Here is a 23,132-nt window from a genome sequence, read left to right as displayed (position 1 = left end):
AACGGCAGATGATCATAAATTAAGCTTCAGATTTGCTGTAGAGCATCCGTGCGGTTTTTTTAAGAACCCGAAGAAGCTCCTCTTTTTCTATGGGTTTTGGCAGATACTCATCCATGCCAACGTTTAAACACTTTTCCCGGTCTTTTTCCATCGCGGACGCTGTAAGAGCAATGATTGGGATATGTTCCCCCGATTCCTCTTCCATTTTCCGTATTGTTCGGGTGGCTTCGTACCCATCCATTTCCGGCATCTGAATATCCATGAATACAAAAGAATAGTCTCCTGTTTGAGCCGCCTCAACGGCCTCTTTTCCAGTTTCTGCGATATCCACTTCAAACCCTTCTTTCTCAAGGATTTTTCGGGCAACGATCTGGTTGATTTGATTGTCTTCTGCTATAAGAATTTTTTGTTTTTTATCTGAATTGAAATAGCTAATATTTGAATCAGTTTGCTCGATGGATTCTTCGGAAGTTTGATTGCCGGCTTTTTTCAATGAAACTGTAAACCAAAACGTTGATCCTTCTCCGGGTTCACTCTCAAGGCTAAGTTCTCCGCCCATAAGGTCCACCAACTGTTTACTTATAGAGAGGCCGAGGCCCGTTCCTCCATATTTTCGTGTTGTGGAGGTGTCCCCCTGGGTAAAGGTTTTAAAAATATCTTCTTGCTGTTGTTTAGAGATGCCGGGGCCTGTGTCCGTTACAGAAAATTTCAGTTTGAAAGAGTCACCGGTAGATTCCAGTATTTCCAACTGAAAGGAAACGGATCCCTCTTCGGTAAATTTTACGGCATTTCCTCCAAAATTCATCAACACCTGCCGGATACGAACAGGATCTCCTACTAAATGCGTGGGGATAGATTCGTCAATCGACTTATTGATTTTCAGTCCTTTATCATTTGAGGTAAAGGAGAGGATTTGAACAACTTCATGAACTGTTTCACGGATATTGAAAGGAACCTTCTCGAGCTTCATTTTACCCGCCTCAATTTTTGAGAGATCCAGAATATCATTTATGACGCGCAAAAGTGATTTTGCACTTCTTTTTACCATTTTAGAAAGTTCACGCTGCTCATCCGTGAGATTGGTTTCAAGCAGAAGATCATTCATCCCCATTACACCATTCATAGGGGTGCGAATTTCGTGACTCATATTTGCAAGAAAAGCACTTTTGGCACTGGAGGCCTTTTCGGCTTTCTCCTTCATCTTTTTATAATCTTCTACCAGTTTGTTTAACTCTTTGGTTTGCTCTTCCACCTCACGTTCAAGTTTATCTGTATATTCAATGGCTTGCTGTTGCAGGTTCCATTTGGTAGTGAGCGTGAGTGCTGCCTGCTTGAGTGCCGTTGCATCGAATGGTTTTTTCATAAATAGAAGCTTGTCCGAACTTCCAACATTCTGCACAATCTGATCCCAGGAGTAATCTGAATAAGCAGTGCATATAATTATCTCTATATAGGGATGGGATTCCCAGATTTTTTGAATCGCTTGAATTCCATCGATTCCGGGAGGCATTCTTACATCCATAAAAATGAGTGAATATGGATTTCCACTTTCAGCGGCCTCCTGTACCATACGAACCGCTTCTTCTCCCTGGTAGGCGTGATCAATCTGATAACGTAAATTCTCCAGTACTTCTGTATTGGATGATACAGATTCTCCAAAAAGCGCACCTTCTAACATCTGAAGTTCATCGTCATCGTCAGACTGGTGACTCGACAAAATGGCTTCGATATCTTCGTGGATCGCTTCGTTATCGTCAACTAATAAAATGCGACTTGTATTCACCATAGCACCTATGGATTTTTTTCTCTTATAACTCCAATAAGTTCATAGCAGAAAATCCCATCTTATACCCGGAGGGCTGAAATATGGCAGGATCAAAACAATTATTAAAATATCTTATAAAATACCTTTTTTTTAAACAAGTGCGAGATATATTTTTTTCAAAGTTGTCTATGGCATTTTAAAAAAAGAGAAGATATCTGTCTTTTACATCTTTGGGAGAAGGTCTGTACTTGTTTAGCGTTTAAAAAAGTGATCGTCCACAATAAGTCAGAGCGACTTTTAGCTTAAGTCAGATTAACAGGTTTTTAATATTTGTTTCTATATCTATTACCGTCTGCTTTAGCTGACGGGCAAGCGAACGGTCAGAAATCGAGTGGCTTTAGCCACATCTCTTGGTGAAGAATCCGAGTGAAGCCAAATTTGGCTAAAGCCACGTAATCCTTGCTCTTATATTTTCCGTCAGCTAAAGCAGACGGTAATAGAGACCTCTTTCTCTTGTCTCTGATTTTCTTGCAACCTCCCTTCCCTACATGTGTAGACGGCGGTCTACCGTTCCACAAATCGTTAAACACGTACGAAGACTTGTGCCAGTGTTTGATGCGCCAGCTATAAAGATACCCGTCTGACCGCTTTCGTATCTGTTTAGCGAATGATTGTCAATATAAGCGTTGAGAGAAGTTACCCCGAAATTCACATTTCATAGTCTATATATTAAATATTATCAATACTTTATATATTTTTATAAATGGAAACTGAAAAAATAGGTGTAGGTCGGCCTTGAATAGTTGGCGGAAAAAAGGACAACGATTGAACCGTGAGGAGAATCCTTTCATACCGGCGAGAAACGCAATGCAAGGGCTATAAGCGAGATGGACCATTGAAAGGATTCCACGGTGAACTCGTGTCCGCCGTCAACTATTCACAGCCTTGATTTTTTCGTTCTTTTGTATCAAGACAAAAGGACATAGAACATATAATAAGTTTATATCATAAAAATGGGGTAACTCCACAACCGTTGAATAGAGAACCTTGTAGAGTATGGAATACCGATATGCGATTGGAGATATACGATCTCAGAGATACGATCTGACCTCTTTTTTTAGATCTGCGATCGAATATCGCATCAGCCAGCAGTCGGACAGGTATCTCCAATCTGAGATCAAAAAAATTCTGCATTCAGCCGCTAAACAGATACGAAGGTTTTTATAAGTAGTTAACTCAAACTTTTTAAAAGAGGGCTTTGCATTACTGCCCGTCTGCACGCTGTATGTGCGGGCTGACGGGTTGGGGACACCCATCAGCCGGTAAAAACAACCGACAGATGGGTATTTCAAAGCCTCCTAAAAATGGTTTTATATAATCAAGAGGTTGTCTAAAAAGGATGTGAGAAAAAATAATATTCTCATTTTTGTCATACCGGGCGCCGACTCTCTACCTTTTATGACGGGGTGATCTTAAATTGAAAGCTGTACCGGTTCCCGGGATTCAGGTTGACAGGTAAAAAATTGCAAATCATATTTGTGTTGTGTCAATCCATATCTGTAAGCAGTGTGAAGACCTGACAGCATTCCCGGTGCTTTTCCGGGTTTCTGTCAGCGTCAAAGTCCTTAGAGAAGGATAATCATCTGGCGAATTTCTAAACACACTCAACGCTGTCAGATCCCCCATAGGGATCCCGTCGGGGCAGTTGGTGCTGACAGGTTTCGGCCGACACTGCATCCTTGACATGACATTTGATAGCTTATCTCAACCAACAACAAAGGAAATCAGTAGCATCATCAGAATCCCTTCTTCACTCAATTTTGTATATTTATTCAGATAAATCACCAACAATATTAAAATATGATTATGATCATGAATAGTTATCAAACACGAATCCTTTCGATCTCCTTTTTGCTTGTCAGTCTTTTGGCAACAGTAGTAACTGCACAGGACGATTCTGATGTAACTGACGAGGTGCTGCTCAAACTGTATGATGGCGCAAGGGTAACCGATGTAGTTGATGGAATGGTAACAGTCGGTTATATGGATGTTGGAGTGATGGACCCTGAAATTGCTCCGCTTTGGCGAGATGTAAAAGAGATGAGCCACAGGATAGCCGGCATAGCAGTAACCGTTCGTTATGGGCCGACAAACCGTCCCATGAATCCCGGCGCGGATCTTACAAAACCTGAAAATTACGATGAATACAGGGAGTGGCGGGGCATGTGGTATTCCGAACTTTCGCCGGAACCGTTTATGGAATTCATCAAAGAGGGTTCGGTAGTTGTGATTGATAATGAAGACGATAACGACACAGGATCGGTGGGTTCATTCAATATTATGCAGTGGCAAAATGCAGGAGCTGCCGGGGTGGTTTCAGCCGGTGGAATCCGGGATATCGATGAGATCATTCTACAGGAAAATCCGGTTTATACAAACTATTACGATCGCGGGAGAGGAGAGCGTATTGGAAGAAATGAAATTATTGATGTTCAGCGACCGGTTGTGGTTGGTGGTGCTCTTGTGCATCCGGGAGATGTAATTGTAGCCGATTCTGACGGAGTTGTTGTTGTGCCCCGAAGAGTTGCAGTTCGGGTTGGTCAGATCGCTTACCAGGAGTTGGTGGCGGATATGGCGAATCGCAGAGCTCTGTACAGAGAACGGGGACTGGAGCTGGATGACACTGTTCGTGAGAGAGAATCTCCTGAAGAGTTTTTCAGACAGCTCGGGCTTCCGGAAGACCCGAACCGTTCGTCGGATAATGATTAAAAGTTTCTGACAGGCTTTGGCTGGCGCAAGTCTCCAGACTTGTGCCCTTCGAAATAGCGTGCAAATGAAGTAAGCAAAATGTGAAGCAGAGCTTCAGAATGTGCGTTGCGAAGGAGATCTTCGTACCTGTTTAGCGGCATGTCAGCGTCGAATGGAATTATCATTAGTTCGAAACGCTGACAGATCCAGTTGGTGCTGTCAGGTTATTTAATTCGAACCGCTAAACACATACAAGTCTCCAGAATTGCGCCCAATGGGTGAGGCACAAGCGAGTCTACTACGCCAAAGGCTTCGTTGACCATGGACGCTTGCGCCATGCAATGAAAGATATTTTTAGAAGGCTTTGCAAAACCGTGGTTATTGGTCAATCTGAACTCGATTCAGATTCTCCATTCGTCTTTATAGCCAGTATCTGGAGATCCTGAATCAAGTTCAGGATGACGGTCAGAGTTTTGCAAAGCCTTCTTTCAAATGACTGAAATATTTCAGCTAAAAAAATGAATTTCATCTTTTAAAAAAGTCACAGAGATCCATTCGTTATTGAAGGGGAATTCTTTCTATATTCAATCCCTAATTGAATATCGCTTCATCTATGACAATCCTCTCTACAGACAATCTTACAAAAAGTTTTGGCGAAAATGTTCTCTTCGAAAATCTCACATTTGGAGTTTCTGAAGGGGATAAGACAGCACTTGTTGCACCCAACGGGACGGGAAAATCAACCCTTCTGAAAATTCTTGCCGGAAAAGAAGTGGCAGATTCCGGGGATGTGATGATTCGAAACGGAATTCGTACAGGTTTCCTGGCACAGGAACCAGAACTGGATGATTCTAAAACTATTCGGGAATATATTGCATCCGGCGATTCTACACTGGTACAGATTATACAGGAGTATGAACGAGCAGCACAGGCTCAGGCAGAAGATTACAATCCTCAAACACAGAAAGCATTTGAAAAAGCAACGGCTGCAATGGAGGCCGCAAACGCGTGGGATTATGAACAGCGAATGGAGCAGATCCTTGCAATTCTGGATATCAACGATCTTGAGCAATCCATTTCTACACTTTCCGGCGGGGAGCGAAAACGTGTTGCTTTGGCATTTGTATTGATCGAAAATCCAGATTTTGTAATTCTCGACGAGCCCACCAACCACCTGGACCTGGAGATGATTGAGTGGCTGGAATCGTACCTGATACAGGCAGGGATTACACTGCTGATGGTAACCCACGATCGCTACTTCCTGGACAGAGTGTGCGATCATATCCTTGAGATCAATCGCGGCAAGCTCTATCACCACAATGGGAATTACCAGTATTACCTGGAAAAACGAGCCGAAAGAGAAGCGATTCGTCAAACCGAAATGCACAAAGCAGAACAGCTCTATAAAAAAGAGCTGGATTGGATGCGGCGCGGACCCAAAGCCCGGACTTCTAAATCCAAATCTCGAATACAGTCATTTCACGATGTAAAAGATAAGGTTAAAAACCAGGAACAGGATAGTGAAATGCAACTGGAAGCCGGGATGGAGAGGATGGGTAAAAAAATCCTGGAACTCAGCGATATCTCCAAACGGTTTGATGAAACAGTGATTTTAGATGATTTCAGCTACTCATTTAAACGCGGTGAACGAATCGGGATAATCGGGAAAAACGGAGTTGGGAAAAGCACTTTTTTGAAAATACTTACGGGCGAAATTGAGCCCGATTCCGGTGAAGTGGATACCGGTGAAACGATTGTTTTTGGCCACTATCAGCAAAAAGGTATTGAAGTAGACGAGCAGATGCGGGTGATAGAAGTGTTGAAAGAGATTGCTTTGGTCATTGAACTGGCCGACGGAACCCGGATCTCGGCATCGCAATTCCTGGAACACTTCATGTTTACCGATGATATGAAATATACGCCGGTGGAGAAACTAAGTGGCGGGGAAAAACGCCGGCTTGGGTTGATGATGACCCTCATCAAAAATCCGAACTTTCTGATTTTGGATGAGCCGACAAATGATCTTGATCTTGATACACTTCAGGTACTGGAAGATTTTTTATTGAGTTTTGGCGGCTGTCTGATCGTGGTATCACACGACCGTTTTTTCATGGACAAACTGGTGGAACACTATTTTGTTTTTGAAGGAGATGGTGTGATTCGGGACCATCACGGCACGTACAGTGAATATCGTGAAATGAAGGCAAAAGAGGAGGCTGAAAAGAGGAGAGAGTTACAAGCTCGAAAAAGAGAAAAGAAAAAAGCTGTCAAAAAACCACAGAAAAAACCTGTGTCCAACAAACTAACGTATTCCGAAAAGAAAGAGATTAAAAAACTGGAGAAACAAGTAGCCAACCTGGAGAAAGAGATCGACCAGTTGGAGGAGGAGATGAATCAGCCCGAATTAGACTATAAAGAGAGAGAGGAGATGTCTGCCAAATACATGAAATTGAAAGATGAAGTCGATGAGAAAACACTGCGATGGATGGAGCTGGCGGAGAAGGAGGGGTGAAACTCTCCCTTTTGAAGGGAGACCGAATTTCTCAATAGTTCTTGAGAAATTCAGAGGAATGTTAACGTCAGTCTTACGATTTACTGACTAATGGATATTTTTCCGGATGTTTAATGGAATCAAGATGAAGGTCTACATCCAGATCCGGCCAGTAAAAATGAGTTGGAGAAAGAGTTTCTACATTTAAAACCTCTTCAATTGCGGCTTTTTTAAACCATGGAAATGATTCATATGGCAAAAAATATTCCTCGCCTTTATGAAAAAGCCAAATTCCATGGGGAGAAATATTCGTAATCTCTGTATCACTGTGCAAAGTGGTCGTACCAGCTTTTTTTGATTTCATCTTTACGCTCTGTTACAATTTCAATGATTTCTTTCACCTGTTTACTACTAAGTCGATATGATGATTCAAGTTCGATATCTGGCTCAATCCAAACTTTGGCTTCACCTTCTGCATGAACAACGTGAATATGCATTCTTTCTTCTTCTCGTGAAAAAAAGAAAAAACGATACCCCTTATACCTGAATACTGTAGGACTCATATCATAAAGTTAATATTCTATACAAAAAAACCAATTCTAACAGGGAAAACTACGCCTGAAGCAAGTGTTAAGCGGAGCGTCACTTGTGCCCCCTTTCCCTTTGCAAAAAGCTTGGCACAAGTGACATCCTTGACCTGCTGATTGTAGAAAGATTTTTTTCAAGCAAGACATTATCTGACTTTATTCCAATGGATGCCTTGACATACCGGATTTAACACCTTGCTGCCGAGTTCGGTTATCCGACGGCTATATGAACGTTCTTAAACCTTTTCTGGTATTAAGCGAAGATTAGCTCTGAAGAATTAAACCGCATTGAAAAATTGTTCAGAGCTCGAATTCCGGAACCGTGATCGGATTCATACGAGAATACCGGTCGTTCACTACCACGATAAAAAGCCTCATAGCACATAGTTGCATTTCCCTATTCCTTTTGGACCGCCAAAAGGAATCAAAAACTCCCGGCTGTGATTGCTTCCGGGGCATGGTTTACCCGCACGGGTACACTCTGCGAATGCTCACAAGGTGAGCGCGCAGAGCGATTTCTCCCGTGCTGTGGTGCAAACCATGCAATCCCTCCACCAATCAAGGCCGAAGGATGAGAGATCTTTCTTATAATTGAAAGTTGGAACTATGGGCAAATTATCTGTCACTTTTTCAATGGTGTTGCCGCTCAACTACGTTAAAACTTCGTAGAGCAGGCCTTTTGGGCAAAATTAGGAGCTCGCAATGACTATACAATCACCATTCACCAATCAACATTCATTAAATCATTTCATATCTTAATCCAAAATCAGAAAGACAAAAACAGTAAAACTTATGGATCTCAAAATAAGCGGTCGTGTAGAAAAAATACTTGAAGAACAATCAGGAGAAAGTAAAAACGGTCCCTGGCGGAAGCGTGATTTTATCCTTGAAACAAAAGGCAAATATCCCAAAAAAGTGTGCATTACCCAATGGGGGGATAACATCGACAAACAGCCGGTGGAAGAGGATGCCGAGATTACGGTTTACATTGATATCCAGAGCCGCGAATACAAAGGAAACTGGTACACCGATGTAAAAGCGTGGAAAGTAGAGCAGGGCTCCGGCGATCGCGAAGCCCCGCCCAGTGCCCCCGGCCTCACGATGGAAGGCAACCAGGAGGTCGATTTTGATGAGGACGATGTGCCGTTTTGACTTTACTTGTTCCGAAGGTCTCCTTCGGAACACCGGGTTTTGAAGCTCTGCTTCAGTTGAATCTCAGTATAAATTGATGATTGTGGGCCTGCCGGGATAAAGGAAGCAGAGCTTCCGAATGTGCGTACCGAAGGAGGACCTTCGGTACGAGTATACAATGATGAGTATTGAGTGCCGGAAAAGACTCCATCACTTATCAAATATTCCTCACTCATTCCTCTTGTTTATATCCCTGTCCTTTTTATTTTTAGCAGTCGACTTTTTATAATCTCAATCTCATCAAAAAAAATTACGGAGCTATGAACAGAAAAATTACACTGAATGAATCAGATATCCCTACGCACTGGTATAACATTGTGGCTGATATGCCGAATAAACCGCTGCCGCCGCTGAATCCCAAAACACGGCAGCCGGCCGGACCGGATGATCTGAGCCCGATTTTTCCGATGGGATTGATTGAACAGGAAGTTTCGGCAGAGCAATACATTGAAATTCCTGATGAGGTTCGCGAGATCTACAAAATCTGGCGCCCCACCCCGATGTACCGCGCTACCGGTTTGGAGAAGATGCTCGATACACCCGCAAAAATTTACTACAAATATGAAGGTGTGAGCCCCAGCGGATCACATAAACCGAATACGGCCGTGCCCCAGGCGTATTACAATATGAAAGAAGGTGTAAAAAGTATCACGACGGAGACCGGCGCGGGTCAGTGGGGAACGGCCCTGGCGTTTGCGTGCTCCCAGTTTGATATGAGCTGTGAGGTGTATATGGTACGGATCAGCTACGATCAAAAACCCTATCGGAAAGTGATGATGAATACGTTTGGGGCAGATGTGTATCCATCACCAAGTGACAGAACGGAGGCGGGCCGAAAAATTCTCGCCGAAACACCGGATACAAGCGGAAGCCTGGGTATTGCCATCTCTGAAGCGATTGAACGGGCGGTGAGTGACGATCAAACGAAATATTCACTCGGTTCAGTGTTGAACCATGTTCTGCTGCACCAAACCATCATTGGCCAGGAGTCGATTCAGCAACTGGAGTATGCCGGAGACTATCCCGATATAGTTGTTGCACCTCTCGGCGGCGGATCCAACTTTGCGGGGATCTCGTTTCCATTCCTGAAGAATAATCTGATCGACGGCAAGAACACCCGGTTTGTAGCGGTTGAGCCCGCATCCTGTCCGAAACTGACCCGCGGCAAATTTATGTATGATCACGGTGATTCTGCCGGATATACACCGCTCCTGCCGATGTACACGCTGGGGCACAATTTTACGCCGGCAGCGATCCATGCGGGTGGACTCCGATATCATGGAGCGAGTGTACTGTGCAGTCAGTTGTTGAAAGATGAACTGATTGAAGCCGTAGCTCTCCAGCAGCTTGAGTGTTTTGAGGCGGGTGTGATGTTCGCCAAAGCAGAAGGAATTATCTCCGCCCCTGAAGCGACGCATGCTGTTGCCCAGGTGATTCGCGAAGCCAACAAAGCCAAAGAGGAGGGAACGGAGAAAACGATTCTGTTCAATCTCTGCGGCCACGGATTTGTGGATATGTCGGCCTACGAAGACTACTTTGCCGGAAAACTGAGCGATCACGAGATTGCCGAGGAACGGCTGACCGAGAACATTCGTGAGATCGAGGAATTACAGCCGGGTGAATAACTGAGTTGTCGCGATGATATGAGATAGCGCAAGCGTCCCGCTTGTGCTCGTAAAATAGAAGCGGAGCTTCGGGGTGTGCGTTACGAAGGAGACCTTCGTAACGAGTTGGAAAGTGGAGCTTCAGGGTAGTCGTTTCTCGTCAAAGCGCGATAGCGAAGTCGAGACTTCGAATATTGCTATTGAGGACTTCTCGACATTACTTGTTCCGAAGGTCTCCTTCGGAACACCCAGTTGAAGCTCTGCTTCTACAAAATTATGTAAGGTTTCCGCTCAATTGAGTTCATACTATAAAGAACTCTTTTTAAAATGAGCAGAAGCCGCTACAAAATATATGAAACAGAATACCCCTACTTTCTTACCAGTAGTATAGTTGATGGCATTCCACTTTTTGCAAATCCAAAAATCACGGAAATAATATTCGAAGCACTCCAATTTCTTCAAAATTCAAGAGATGTTGATCTGTATGCCTATGTGATTATGGAAAACCACATCCATTTCATTGCTTGCCATGATGATCTATCTAAAATTCTGCAAAATTTTAAATCTTATACTGCCCGTCAAATGATTGACTTTCTTAAAAGAGGAAATTATCATCGATTGTTGAATCAGATCAAACTGGCGAAGTTAGAATTTAAAAGACAAAGTAAATATCAGGTTTGGCAGGAAGGTTCTCATCCGAAACAGATAACCACCCATAAAATGATGATTCAGAAGATTGAGTATATTCACAATAATCCGGTAGAGCGTGGTTATGTGAATCTTCCTGAACATTGGAGGTATTCATCAGCAATGAATTATTTAGAAATGGAGGGCTTGATTCCCGTTACAGTATATGAGGTTTAAAAGGAAGCGGAGCTTCGTATTTGGCATTCCGAAGGAGACCTTTGGAACGAGTAGAAAGGAGGTCAACTACGCCGAGGCTTCGTAGACCAGGGATCTTCGCAACGAGTAAAAACCAACGCTCTGAAAGAGCTGAAATCAAACAGCCCGGGGTGAGTGAGCACAGCGATCGTAACCCTGGGACAACGAAGTTCCCAAAAAGAAACCCCGAGTTGATGAGCGTGGTAGAGATACAATCGGAATCGAGGGGTTGCGGGAACGGCGTATTTGAATATGTTTTTGTATTCGTCTGTTTTAAGAAAAGCAGAGCTTCCTTCCAACCGGTGTTCCGCAGCAGAGCTACGGAACAAGTAAAGGGAAGCGGAGCTTCCGAATGTGCGTTACGAAGGAGGACCTTCGTAACGAGTTGACAATCAAATTCACAAAATTCACTTATTATGCGCCAAATCGTAAACACAACCAACGGCAGCTACGACGTACTTCAAATCAAAGAAGTCCCCGATCTAATCCCTGCCGATGACGAACTCCTCATCCAAGTCAAAGCCAGCGGGACTCAACTTCGCCGACATCCTCGCGCGGAAAGGCCAGTACCAGGATGGTCCCGATAAACCCTGCGTGATGGGATATGAAGTCTCGGGCGTGGTTACGGAAGTAGGTTCTGAAATTGATAATGACTGGATCGGAAAAGAGGTGGTTGCCATCACACGTTTTGGCGGTCAGGCTGAACAGGTTCTCGTGAAAGAAAACCAGGTTCACGAAAAACCGGAACGGCTCTCGTTTGAGGAGGCAGCCACGCTTCCCGTCAACTATCTGACCGCATGGGTACTGATTGTGGTGATGGGCGGACTTCGCGAAAATGAATCCGTTCTCATACACAATGTGGGCGGTGGCATGGGACTCGCCCAGCTCGATATCGCCCAACATATCGGGGCGAGAACATTTGGAACGGCGAGCCCTCGTAAGCACGAATTCTTAAATGGCCGCGGACTGAACCACGCTATCGACTACCGCAATAACGATTGGTATTCCGAACTGATGAAACTGACCGATAACCGCGGCGTGGAGCTGATCACCGACCCGCTGGGCGGCAAGCACTGGAAAAAAAGTTACAAAGCCCTGCGCTCAACAGGCCGGCTGGGAATGTTCGGGATCTCAACGGCAAGTTCCGGTTCCGGCGGCGGACTCAAAGCCACTTTCAATCTTTTAAAAACGGTGATCGGCATGCCGTTTTATCATCCTGTTCCGCTTATCAGCAAAAACAGAGGCGTATATGGCGTCAATCTCGGCCACCTCTGGCATGAAGGAGAAAAAGCACAAGGCTGGATGAAGGAGATTCTGAATGGTGTGGAGGAAGGCTGGATCAACCCGCATGTGGATACGACGTTTTCGTTTGAGGATGCCGGAGAGGCGCATCGATATATCGAAGAGAGGAAGAATATCGGGAAGGTTATTTTGGTTCCGTGATTTATTAAACCGCAGGGAACACAGGGAAACGCAGAGATTCCTTGTACTTGTTCCGAAGGTCTCCTTCGGAACACCCCTCCCCTGAAGCTCTGCTTCTAACAAAATGTGTGTTGAATTTGATGTTTGTGGGGCTGTCGCAGAAGGGAAGCGGAGCTTCCGAATGTGCGTTACGAAGGAGGACCTTCGTAACGAGTAAAAACTCAGCGTCCCTCCGCGCGCACCGCGGTTAAATCTCTCCTGCGATTCATCGTTTTCTAACACTTATTCGGATCGGGGACAGGCTTGGGGGAGTCTTGAAGAATGCTCTTATTCCACATTAAACAACATTATTTTAATTTACTCAATGTATTGAGTAAATTTACTCAATTAAATGAGTAATTATATTATGGCATTTCAAAGATCACAATACAACCTTCTCAAAAAAAGAACGGAAGGGGAGCAGAGGAAATTTATCCAGGTTTTATATGGCCCCAGGCAGGTGGGAAAAACCACGCTGGTTCAGCAGTTATTAAATCAGACAAAAATGCCGAATCACTATGCATCGGCAGACGGTATTGCGGGTACCGGAGCCTCCTGGCTTTCTCAGCAGTGGGAGACGATCAGGATTAAATCGCGTACAAATGAATCCCGAAAATCCATATTGATTCTTGATGAAGTTCAAAAAATTGATAACTGGAGCGAACAGGTTAAAAAGGAGTGGGATAAAGACAGTACTGAAAATCTCCCGATTCATGTCATTCTTCTGGGATCATCACGGTTATTACTCCAGCAAGGTTTAACAGAATCACTTGCCGGCCGGTATGAGGCGATCTATCTGCCGCACTGGTCGTTTTCAGAGATGAAAAAGGCATTTGGAATTTCTGTTGAGCAATTTATTTGGTTCGGCGGATATCCGGGAGCAGCGCAGCTTATTAAGGATGAAGAACGGTGGAAACAGTACATCCGCGATGCCCTGATTGAAACAACGGTATCAAAAGATATTTTAATGCTGACCCGCGTGGATAAACCGGCGCTTTTAAAGCAGCTATTTGAGCTTGGCTGTGATTATTCCGGACAGATTCTATCCTACAATAAAATGCTTGGACAATTGCACGATGCCGGTAACACAACGACTCTTTCCCACTATTTGCATCTGTTGGATACGGCCGGCCTGTTAGCCGGTCTCGAAAAATTCTCTCCCAATAAAATCCGGAAACGTGCTTCCAGCCCAAAACTTCAGGTACACAACAGCGCGTTGATGTCTGCGCAACAGGCCAACTCGTTTGAGGAGATCCATACACAGCCGAAAAAATGGGGGCGATGGGTTGAAACAGCCGTTGGCGTACATCTTCTCAACCAGAGTTTAGTTACTGATTTTGAACTTTCGTATTGGCGCCACAGTAATAATGAGGTGGATTTCGTCATGCAAAAGGGGGAGAAGGTGATCGGGCTTGAAGTAAAAAGCAGTACTTCGAATCTAACAAGCGGAATGCAGGCATTCTCCGACAAATTTAATCCGGACAAAGTTCTTATGGTTGGAGATTCGGGATTGCCAATTGAGGATTTTTTAGCAGTTGATCCTATCCATCTGTTCTGAGTATTGAACCTGCCTGTTTCTCTGGAATCCCTGATATATTGAACCGTAGGGGAATGAAAAGTTGTAATCTCCGCGTTTCCCAGCGCCCTCCGCGGTTAATAAAAAATGTAAGGAACCCTGAATTTTTGGTTCATACAGCTGAACTCTAACAAATTAAAACTGTATGACTGAAAATCAGATTGGAAATAAAATAGTACGTGCTGCCATTCAGGTCCATAGAAATACAGGGCCAGGATTGCTGGAATCAACCTATCAAGCTTGCCTGGAATACGAATTAAAGAGATTCGGACTTTGTACGGAGAAGGAAGTAGCCCTCCCGGTTATTTATGAAGATGTAAAACTGGATTGTGGGTATAGAATTGACTTGCTGATTGAGCAGAAGGTAATTATTGAAATAAAGTCAGTGGACAGCTTGAATGATATCCACATGGCCCAGATTTTGACCTATCTTAAATTATCAGATAATAAATTGGGATACTTGCTCAATTTTAATGTCCCTTTGATGAAAGACGGAATCAGGCGGATAGCCAATAATCTTTAAACTTTTTAAACCGCAGAGGACGCTGGGCAACGCAGAGATGAAAAAACTCTGCGTTCCTCCGCGCTCTCCGCGGTTAATTTATTTTTCCAAAATGCACCTTCACCGAAAACGAATCTACGCCGGGATTGATCTCATTCAACAACCCAAAGCCGTTGCTGATATGCCGGTAGCTGATGGTAAACCTGTGGATGGGAATGCTGGCTTCCAGCAGAAAATGCACCCTGGATGCCACTGTAACCGGAAACCGGCGCTGAAATACCATCATGCCCGCCCGGAAATAGTCCAGATCAAGGGGGGTGAACGAGAGGGCCAGTGAGGAGGTTTGGTTTATGATTTTATCCGACCCGTTGAGTGAATAGAGAGTCTTATCCCAGTTATGAAAGTAGTGAGCACCCAAAAATTTGTATTCCACATAAAACTCAGTCAACCCCACCGTTTCCCCCCAAAGCTTGTGAGAAGCGGGAGAGATCCCGATGGATTGAGACCGGGCATCTGTCCACAAAAAAACCAGTACTGCTATGAGAATAAATCGAGCCACGGCTCAATATATTGATTTCGAAGAAAGATTAAATGTAGAATAGTAAGAGGACTTACCCCATTTTTGTAAGTGTAAACTTATTGCATGTTGTATGTCCTTTTGTCTTGATACAAAAGAACGAAAAAATCAAGACTGTGAATACTTGGCGGCGGACACGAGTTCACCGTGGAATCCTTTCAATGGTCCATCAGGCTTTCAGCCCTTAAATTTCGCTCCTCGCCGGTATGAAAGGATTCTTCTCACGGTTCACTCGTTGTCCTTTTTCCCGCCAACTATTCAAGGTCGGTTATTTTCCCAAAATCCCATTTCCACTTGTTAAATGTATTAAACTACTGTTATTTAATACTTTAGCATACTTAAACTTATAATTTCGGGGTAACTTCTCAGAATAGCGAATATTGGGAATGTCAGTGTAAGCCCACTCTGCGTCCCTCCGCGCCCTCTGCGGTTCTTTTTTAACCGCCGAGAACGCGGTGATTTTTTGCTCAATCTATTTCGATTCTCACATCTGTTGATCCCAAATCGCGAAATCATATTTAAGCATTGAGAAAGATTAGTTTTTATTATTTTGTACGAATGACAGAAGAGTTTACGTTTTCAAAACACGCAAAAGAGCGGATGAGAAGCCGTGGAATTTCTGATTGTTTGGTTGAAAATGCAGTATTCAATCCCGATACGATCATGTAAGCGAATCTATCATAAAATTCTGATTGAAAATCAGTCAAAAGTTTTACTTCGTGTTTTTATGAATATTTGTAAAGAACCCAAACTGATTATCACCGCCTATAAAACATCCAAGATCGATAAATATGAACATTAAGTTTGATAAAGAAGCTGATGCCATTTATCTGAAATTATCAGATGGCGAAATTGCTGAAAGTGATGAGGAAAAGCCGGGTATTATCATTGACTATGATAAGGATGGTAATATTGTGGGGATTGAACTTCTCGATGCCTCCCAAAAAACCGGCAATCCGGCAAGTGTAAGTTATGAAGTTGGGTAGAGATTTCCACTGAGTTCTCTGCCTGTCCTGAATCGTCTGGGCGGTTTTTTCTTTATTAAACCGAGGAGATCGCAGGAGATCGCAGTGGAACGCAGAGATTTGCAGCTCACTCCATCTCTATTCTCGTTTCCCATCCGTCGAACGTAACTTCCATTTGTTGGGCGAGATCTTCAAAATGATAAAAGAGACGTTCAATGTTTTCAGGACTTGGAGAGATCTCTTTTTCTGCAATCAGCAGCCAATCATTCGAGATGTCTGACCTGTCACAATGGACAATTTCATACCCATCTTTCTGTAATTGATGAGCCGTCCTGTACAGGTTCTCTTCAAAATCGGAGTAGAACCAGAATGTGACGGGCCGTTTTTTGTTAAGATCGGCATCGAGGTTTTGGAGAATATCGACGGCGCCGTTACTGGCTTGTTTCTTTGGTGAAGTCATAGGCCATACATTTGGGTTGTTTATTGTATGAACCGGGATTGCAGGAATACTTACAAAATAAAATGATTGATAGAGGTCCATTCTTGGTGATCCCTCCCCAACTCCGGCCTGCTCTCCGAATCGTTCCCGGCGGTTCATTTTCTTATTTACCGCTGGGTACTGCAGAGAACGCGGAGGTTGATAAAACCATTAGGCGCGATTCGCACTCTCGAAGCAGATGCATCTGAGAGAATCCATCAAAAAATCCTTGGCCTCTCTCTACTCGGATACCTCTCACAACTGGCCGGAGGAGACCACATGGGCGGCGGGTTCCGTATAAGCCGTTTTTGTTGTTGAGTGTGATCAATTTAATCACGCTTCTTTTGAAAACTTTTTGCTTTCTCATCCAGAATTACAAAAAGCACACCATCTATTTTTAGAGAATTTATTTCATTTCCTTTGATGAGACGGTAGACATGCTGCCTGGTGATGTTTTTCTCATCCGCGAAATTTGAAATTGTCTGTAATTTATTTGAATCAATCTGCATGGTTAGATATATTATGTTACAACTGTAACATTAAATGATATCAATAAATTACCCGATTCTGAACACAAAGGATTTAGATATGAAATATGGAGATGATATCAAGATAAGAAAATGGAGTAGAAGATTAAAAGTAAACCTTTCGGATTCATTTGGGATGAATACGGACAACTTTTTTGCTTCTGGATATTTACGAGTTTAAAAACTTTGAGAAACTTAGCGAGAAATTTCCTGAAATTTTAAAATCCATTAAAGGAGAAGGAGAGTGGGCTTTTGAATTGTATCAAGTGCCGAAAGAATACCGGATTTGGCATTCTATGGGGTCATTGCAAGATAGATTCGAATAGAGGAAAAAAGTTTCTCAGACATCTTGATATGAATATTGCTATAAATGCAGTAGTAATGGATGAAGAGTGTATTCTTTTATCGGGTGACCAGCTTTTTTATGAAGACAGTATCACCAAGCCTCACAAATTAATTGAGGTTAGAAAAATCGAAATAAACTGGAAATCTTTAGCTAATTGACTGTAATAAAACTAAGAAGGTTTTTAAAATCGAAATTTGGGTGATTCATAATGTCACTCAGTTCAACTGTTGAATTGGATTGATATTAAAATTATCCCTATTTTCTAATCATTATGTGGCTATTTCGGAATTGTGCGAATGCTTACAAAATTAAATGATTGGCACGTTCACATGGCGCTCTCCTTGCGACCTCCGAGGAAAAACGCAGATAGAGAATGCGGAGGTTGAATTTCATCACCCGCGATTGGATATTGAACAAATGCATCAGACAGAACCCATCATAAATTGTTTAACTTCTTGGGATCGTACACCTTCCTTAATTGGCCGGAGGAGACCAACGGGCGTGCTTCGCAAAAACCGTTTTTGTTGTTAAATGTGATGTTAGAGATACAAGACAGAGAATCTCGAAGCATGACAAGACGCTGGCAGTGAGACACTTCATTTTTTAGTATGAACAGTTGAGTAGAATTTTTGATTTGAATGGTTCATCAGTATATTCATCCAACTAAGGAGAACGTAAAGACTGCTATCAAAAAATGGGTACATTACGCTTTTCAGTGTCATGAATCCTTCCATGTTGAAATCTTTGGCTAAAAAAAGGTTCTATATTTCGTTGTTAATCAAGATGAAAACAAAAGAGATTTTTACTCATGATCTTGCTGTTGGATCTTGGAGTTGGAAAGAATATGGTTTCTTCCATCCTGTTTTTGGCTGAAAGCATTTGATATGGTTGATGACGAAAATGAACGGCCTACAAAATTAGCTCGATTTTTATTTGGGTAAGCTTGGCGGATCCATATTTAGAAGATTTAGGAACGCTTTGGCTTCTGCATTACAAATCGGCGAAAAGTTGATCAGTATCCATCACTTGGTCTTCAGATTCGCAAACAGCGAATTGAATTTGACAAAAGATCATCTCTCAACTTTTTGATAAATGAATGTGAGAGAGTAGATGAAACCCATTGAAATTCTATTGAGAAGATATAGGAGTTTTTTAAAAAAGTCAAATGTGCACCCAATCAGGAAAGAAAAGGATAAATATTGAGTATCTATTTGTCTCTGTTGATTGATCTAAACCTCGTAAAGAAATTTGAAAATTACGGAACGGATGAAAGTGAATGGTATAAAATTGAAAGTTCTGACAGGGAAATGCTGCCAATTGAGATCTTTTTTTATGTGATTTTAGAAAATGCAGAAACTCATGGAAAATCTATCTCATTTCATAAGTTAATGAATGAAGATAACAGTCCAGGTAATATATTTGCACTTACAATTTAGACGGCGTGCTTGTGGCGAAAATAAATAAGTTGGTCAGTAAGTACTATGGACTCTCTTAAAAGAGGATGGAGGCGTTCGTGAACTCCAAATTAATACTGAATTTGATAAAGAAGAGATTTTAGACCAGATGATGCAGAAAATTAGAAGGTTGAAATCTCTTGGTAAATATAGAACGGAATCTTTGTAAGAACAAGTTCTAATTATGTCGTTAGTCCCAACTTCTTGCCAGATATTTTACAACCAATTAGTGGGGAGTTTAAAAACGGGTACACATTCCTTCTCGATTATCGGTTCTTATGGTACAGGGAAATCTTCTTTTTTGGTAGCATTTCGGAAAAATCTCATCGGAGAGACTCTCTATTTTGAACCACTAAATGGAGAATTTTCTGATCTCAGTGGATTTGAGTTTGATTACATTGTCGGGCAATATGGCTCACTTATTGAAGAACTCGGTCTTCATTTTGATGTTGATGACTTTCGGAATGAAAAAGAGATCATAGCACTGATTGATCGGAACATGAGGAATTAAAAAAGGAAAAATTTTGGTTTTGGTTATTGATGTATTTGGAGCATCTTGAATATGCTGCTAAAGAAAATCCTGAACAGGAGCTTTATTTTATTCAATTGCTGGCTGAGTATGCAAATGAAGAGGATAAAAACATCTTTTTTATTACCACTTTGCATCAGGCATTCGACTCATACGCACATGGACTTGATCTACAACAGAGAAAGGAGTGGGATAAGGTTAGGGGAAGATTAAAAGAACTAACCTTTAATGAACCTGTCGAACAATTACTTTTTATCGCAAGCGAATACGAAGCTGTAGAAGAAGCCGTTTTGCCATTGAGAAAAAGATTAATGGACTACTTAAAGCGATTGAACTTGCAAAAGTTTTTCCGTTAAAGAGTGAGCTAAATCTTGATTTGGCAAAAAATCTTTATCCTTTAGACCCGCTTTCTGGTGCTGTGCTATCATTAGCACTCCAGAAATATGGTCAAAATGAACGTTCACTATTCACCTTTTTACAGTCAGATGAATTTCTCGGTATTAACGACTATGATACTGAGACAAATCCATTCTACAACTTGGCTTGTGTTTATGACTATTTAATTCATAATCACCATTCATTCTTTCTTCAAAGTACAATCCCCATTACGTGCAGTGGGGAAGGTGTTAAAGAAAGCTCTTGAACGGGTTGAAGTAATTTTGAAGAGAATGTTTTCGAAAGTTTAAAAAGTATTGGTGAAAAGTTATTTGGTTTTTATATTTTTGCCACGGAAAGGTGCTAAGGTTGATAATAGTTTTCTTATAGAAGATGGTGAAAGAAGCATCCTAGATTTTGATGTCGATTCTATTAAAGATCTCAAAAAGATATTGTTTATTTTACAGCGATATATTTCGTTCAGGGTACCGATTTTTAATATAATCTGAACTTCAGCAGGCGTCAAGCAAAATTGACCCCGTAACGGAGGAATTGTAACTCCTTTAAAAAAAATACTTTGCGTTTCCATACAGACCGGCAAAGCGGGCTTATTATGAAAAAGGAACTCCCCGTTTCTTTGAATTCGTGCTTTATGGAAAAACCTCGTTAGAGAACCCCCGGTACAGCCCGATTGATGGTTATATCAATCTGGTGTTCAACACTTCCTTCGATGAAGTATCGGGAACTTTCTAAAGATGTTGAGGGGCCGATCCTATATGGAGTTTTTGAAAATACTTCTGAAATTGAAAATCAGATCTTTTTGATTGAACGTACGAAGTTCGTGATTGGAGAGATTGAATCAGATAAAATAGCTGAACGGGAGTTGAAGGGGCTGCTTGATGTTCAAATTGATGAGCTGAACAGCATGATTATGGATAATATTTATTCGGCTGCCGAAGATTTGCGTTGGACCCATAATGGGTTTGAGTTTAAAATTAAGAATAGCAAAACTCTGAATAATGAGCTTTCTAAGATTTGTGAAAGGATTTATCACAAAACCCCCATCTTTGATAATGAACTGATTAATAAGGAGAAGGTAAGTCCTGCAATTTATAAGCCGCGAAAAACTCTCCTGAAACTTTTAATCGAAAGTTCTGAAGAGGAGAATTTAGGATTAGATCCAGATACTTTTCCTGCAGAAAAAACGATCTATCTTTCTCTGTTCGAGCAAAATGGCGTTCATGCTGGAGATGGTGAAACCTGGGAGATTAGGAGCTACGCTGATGAGGATCAGTCGGATTCAATCAGCTTTGGGATGTTTGTGAAGAAGTTTTTTGAAGCACAAAAACAGGCAAGAAGCCCATAACGATATCAGGTGTCCATTTTGAAGAAGCCGCCCCTTGGTTTAATAGAATGGATCTATCGAAGCTGTGGGTGCCCGTTTTTCTAGAGTCATCAAAGAAAATGATTATGCACTTTTTCAAGAAGAGGCGTATATACCCGAATTGACCTATGACATCGTAAATCTGGTCTACAGAAATCCAAAGCTTTTTGAAATTAAATCCTATCAAATTCATGTGATGTAAAGAAAAAAGTATTACGCGAAATATCGAGCCTATCATGATCATGACGAGACGACGGATTTTTCGAATCAAAGCTTTGTCGAAACAATCCGTCCGTTTGTTGCTAGCTCTATAATTCACTGACCTGGATATTGGCCGCCGGACCACAAAAATAAGCCAGGCGGCACAGAAATTACGGGAGCACGGTGTAAAACAGCGACAGAACCAGAAAAAGCGTTCTTCGAAGATTTTCCATTAGCGCTTGGATATACAAACTTAGAAGCTCTTCGATCCGATAAAAGCTTGAAACAGTTTGTAGATGATTTACATAAGTCGATCGAAGAGATCAAACATTCCTACACGCATTTAATTGATCGAGTGGAGCGATGTCTTTTAGATGCTTTAGACTTTAGCCAAGATATAGATTTTGAAACATACCAAGAGAAAATTAGATCTCGATATGACTGACAAGAAAACCTACAAGCTGGCACTCATCTCAAAAGAAGTTACTGGGACGGTTATTGTACGCACTTTCGGATCGTGAAAAATGGGTGAGTTCGGTTGCGTTTGCTATCCTCGACAAACCACTCACAAAACTGGAGGACTGACGGAAGAACCACTCCTCCTTGACAGATTATACACCCGAATTGAAGAACTTGACAATTTGCGTGATTTAAGTAGTTTGAATATCTGATTTTAGAAAGAATGAATGCACAGGGTTACACTTCAAGGTTTTGACAGGACGCCGATTGATTAGCGAATCTCATTATCGATGAAGCCGAAACTTTCAAGAGACAAATCGACATTAAAGAGTTGAAACGTCTATTAACTGACGACAAAAAAACGAATATGGCATTATTGCTAAAACTGATTGAGGACGTAAGAAAAATAAATCAGTGATGTACGACAAGTTATTGGTATTAGCGGCGGCAAAGATGGTGCAGCGCTCATCAATCTATCTTCAAGAGCATTTTCCGATCTCTCTGACTTAGAGCTTTATTGCTGTGATACGGGACGCGAACTGATAGAAACCTATGAGCTAATTTGAAAAATTAAAGAGGCTCACTTAGGGTAAAGAAGTAAAACGGCTTAAGGCAGTTGATACCGATAACATGGCCAAACCAAATTTTGAAGAAGAGGAAGAGATCTCCCCGTTTGATTATTATCTAAAAGACTATGATGGGGTCCCTTCCCTCATCCTATGCTCGGTGGCGTACACAAAAAATCTGAAGTTGAAACCGTTTGAAGAGTACATATCGGAGACGACCCGACCACATCGTATGTAGCAATTCGTGGAGATGAAGAACGAGAGGCGTATGTCTCAACGCAACAAAACGTTCAAACTATTTTTCCTTTCAAAAAGAACATCTGGAGTTTTGACGTGATCTCATTAGTACTGGACCAGCACAATATTGGTCAGTTAAAAGAAATTTATGAGAAGAAAGTTAAGCCACACCAACTTGAACCGGATTCAGGAAGAGGTTGAACGTCCCGATTTCGGTTGAACACAAT

Annotated in this window: 22 protein-coding genes; 16 read left to right on the top strand and 6 right to left on the bottom strand. The window is 42.1% G+C overall.

Annotation, left to right across the window (positions count from 1 at the left end; translation table 11 throughout):
- Positions 1-19: 19 nt before the first annotated feature.
- The gene (locus U5K72_17810) at positions 20-1,786 is read right to left on the bottom strand and encodes a response regulator (GenBank protein MDZ7720678.1); all 1,767 of its coding nucleotides are present in this window, start codon (positions 1,784-1,786) and stop codon (positions 20-22) included.
- Positions 1,787-3,637: 1,851 nt separating this feature from the next.
- Between U5K72_17810 and U5K72_17805 the strand changes: the two genes are divergently transcribed.
- Positions 3,638-4,534, top strand: coding sequence for an RraA family protein (locus tag U5K72_17805; protein ID MDZ7720677.1), 897 nt, complete (start codon positions 3,638-3,640; stop codon positions 4,532-4,534).
- A 592-nt stretch (positions 4,535-5,126) separates the two neighbouring features.
- Positions 5,127-7,025 (top strand): ABC-F family ATP-binding cassette domain-containing protein, encoded by a 1,899-nt coding sequence (locus U5K72_17800; protein ID MDZ7720676.1) that lies wholly within the window; start codon positions 5,127-5,129, stop codon positions 7,023-7,025.
- Between the two features lie 73 nt (positions 7,026-7,098).
- Here the strand turns inward: U5K72_17800 and U5K72_17795 are convergent, their stop codons facing one another.
- Both U5K72_17795 and U5K72_17790 read right to left on the bottom strand, forming a co-directional pair.
- A complete protein-coding gene (locus U5K72_17795; GenBank protein ID MDZ7720675.1) occupies positions 7,099-7,368 on the bottom strand; it encodes a DUF2442 domain-containing protein in 270 nt (89 codons plus the stop codon).
- Complete coding sequence (locus U5K72_17790; protein ID MDZ7720674.1) at positions 7,328-7,567, bottom strand: DUF4160 domain-containing protein; 240 nt, start codon at positions 7,565-7,567, stop codon at positions 7,328-7,330. Before U5K72_17790 ends, U5K72_17795 begins: the two co-directional genes overlap by 41 nt.
- An 816-nt stretch (positions 7,568-8,383) precedes the next feature.
- Here U5K72_17790 and U5K72_17785 point away from each other — a divergent pair.
- From U5K72_17785 to U5K72_17760, 6 genes are all read left to right on the top strand, one after another.
- Positions 8,384-8,743 (top strand): DUF3127 domain-containing protein, encoded by a 360-nt coding sequence (locus tag U5K72_17785; protein ID MDZ7720673.1) that lies wholly within the window; start codon positions 8,384-8,386, stop codon positions 8,741-8,743.
- Positions 8,744-9,042: 299 nt separating this feature from the next.
- On the top strand, positions 9,043-10,407 hold the full coding sequence (locus U5K72_17780) for a TrpB-like pyridoxal phosphate-dependent enzyme (protein MDZ7720672.1): 1,365 nt from the start codon (positions 9,043-9,045) through the stop codon (positions 10,405-10,407).
- Positions 10,408-10,713: 306 nt separating this feature from the next.
- A complete protein-coding gene (locus U5K72_17775) occupies positions 10,714-11,250 on the top strand; it encodes a transposase (GenBank protein ID MDZ7720671.1) in 537 nt (178 codons plus the stop codon).
- Between the two features lie 513 nt (positions 11,251-11,763).
- Positions 11,764-12,711: a zinc-binding dehydrogenase gene (locus tag U5K72_17770; GenBank protein MDZ7720670.1), complete on the top strand. Its 948-nt coding sequence runs from the start codon at positions 11,764-11,766 to the stop codon at positions 12,709-12,711.
- 385 nt (positions 12,712-13,096) lie between these two features.
- Positions 13,097-14,287: an ATP-binding protein gene (locus U5K72_17765; protein ID MDZ7720669.1), complete on the top strand. Its 1,191-nt coding sequence runs from the start codon at positions 13,097-13,099 to the stop codon at positions 14,285-14,287.
- A 163-nt stretch (positions 14,288-14,450) separates the two neighbouring features.
- A complete protein-coding gene (locus tag U5K72_17760) occupies positions 14,451-14,828 on the top strand; it encodes a GxxExxY protein (protein MDZ7720668.1) in 378 nt (125 codons plus the stop codon).
- Between the two features lie 73 nt (positions 14,829-14,901).
- On the opposite strand, the gene U5K72_17755 is transcribed toward U5K72_17760, so the two are convergent.
- Positions 14,902-15,366: a hypothetical protein gene (locus U5K72_17755; GenBank protein MDZ7720667.1), complete on the bottom strand. Its 465-nt coding sequence runs from the start codon at positions 15,364-15,366 to the stop codon at positions 14,902-14,904.
- Positions 15,367-15,909: 543 nt separating this feature from the next.
- Between U5K72_17755 and U5K72_17750 the strand changes: the two genes are divergently transcribed.
- Entirely contained in the window at positions 15,910-16,053 is a 144-nt protein-coding gene (locus tag U5K72_17750; GenBank protein MDZ7720666.1) for a DUF4258 domain-containing protein, read from the top strand.
- Between the two features lie 122 nt (positions 16,054-16,175).
- Complete coding sequence (locus U5K72_17745; GenBank protein ID MDZ7720665.1) at positions 16,176-16,370, top strand: DUF2283 domain-containing protein; 195 nt, start codon at positions 16,176-16,178, stop codon at positions 16,368-16,370.
- A 106-nt stretch (positions 16,371-16,476) separates the two neighbouring features.
- On the opposite strand, the gene U5K72_17740 is transcribed toward U5K72_17745, so the two are convergent.
- A complete protein-coding gene (locus U5K72_17740) occupies positions 16,477-16,947 on the bottom strand; it encodes a ribonuclease E inhibitor RraB (protein MDZ7720664.1) in 471 nt (156 codons plus the stop codon).
- Positions 16,948-17,156: 209 nt separating this feature from the next.
- Positions 17,157-17,336, bottom strand: a complete 180-nt coding sequence (locus U5K72_17735; protein ID MDZ7720663.1) for a hypothetical protein — start codon at positions 17,334-17,336, stop codon at positions 17,157-17,159.
- 372 nt (positions 17,337-17,708) lie between these two features.
- On the opposite strand from U5K72_17735, the gene U5K72_17730 reads away from it, so the two are divergent.
- The 6 genes from U5K72_17730 to U5K72_17705 all read left to right on the top strand — a co-directional run bounded on the left by U5K72_17730 (position 17,709) and on the right by U5K72_17705 (position 22,906).
- Positions 17,709-17,858 carry a hypothetical protein gene (locus tag U5K72_17730; protein ID MDZ7720662.1) on the top strand — a complete coding sequence of 50 codons (150 nt, stop codon included), beginning with the start codon at positions 17,709-17,711 and terminating at the stop codon, positions 17,856-17,858.
- A gap of 1,041 nt (positions 17,859-18,899) precedes the next feature.
- Entirely contained in the window at positions 18,900-19,136 is a 237-nt protein-coding gene (locus U5K72_17725) for a DUF4007 family protein (protein ID MDZ7720661.1), read from the top strand.
- Positions 19,137-19,338: 202 nt separating this feature from the next.
- A complete protein-coding gene (locus U5K72_17720) occupies positions 19,339-19,665 on the top strand; it encodes a hypothetical protein (GenBank protein MDZ7720660.1) in 327 nt (108 codons plus the stop codon).
- A 35-nt stretch (positions 19,666-19,700) separates the two neighbouring features.
- Entirely contained in the window at positions 19,701-20,039 is a 339-nt protein-coding gene (locus tag U5K72_17715) for a hypothetical protein (GenBank protein MDZ7720659.1), read from the top strand.
- 749 nt (positions 20,040-20,788) lie between these two features.
- On the top strand, positions 20,789-21,424 hold the full coding sequence (locus U5K72_17710; GenBank protein ID MDZ7720658.1) for a hypothetical protein: 636 nt from the start codon (positions 20,789-20,791) through the stop codon (positions 21,422-21,424).
- A gap of 1,308 nt (positions 21,425-22,732) precedes the next feature.
- A complete protein-coding gene (locus U5K72_17705) occupies positions 22,733-22,906 on the top strand; it encodes a hypothetical protein (GenBank protein ID MDZ7720657.1) in 174 nt (57 codons plus the stop codon).
- The last annotated feature ends 226 nt before the right edge of the window (positions 22,907-23,132 follow it).

Source organism: Balneolaceae bacterium (assembly GCA_034521495.1).
Taxonomy (GTDB): Bacteria; Bacteroidota; Rhodothermia; order Balneolales; family Balneolaceae; genus Rhodohalobacter.
The sequence above is the reverse complement of the archived record's forward strand: the minus strand, read 5'-3'. Positions and strand labels throughout refer to the sequence as shown.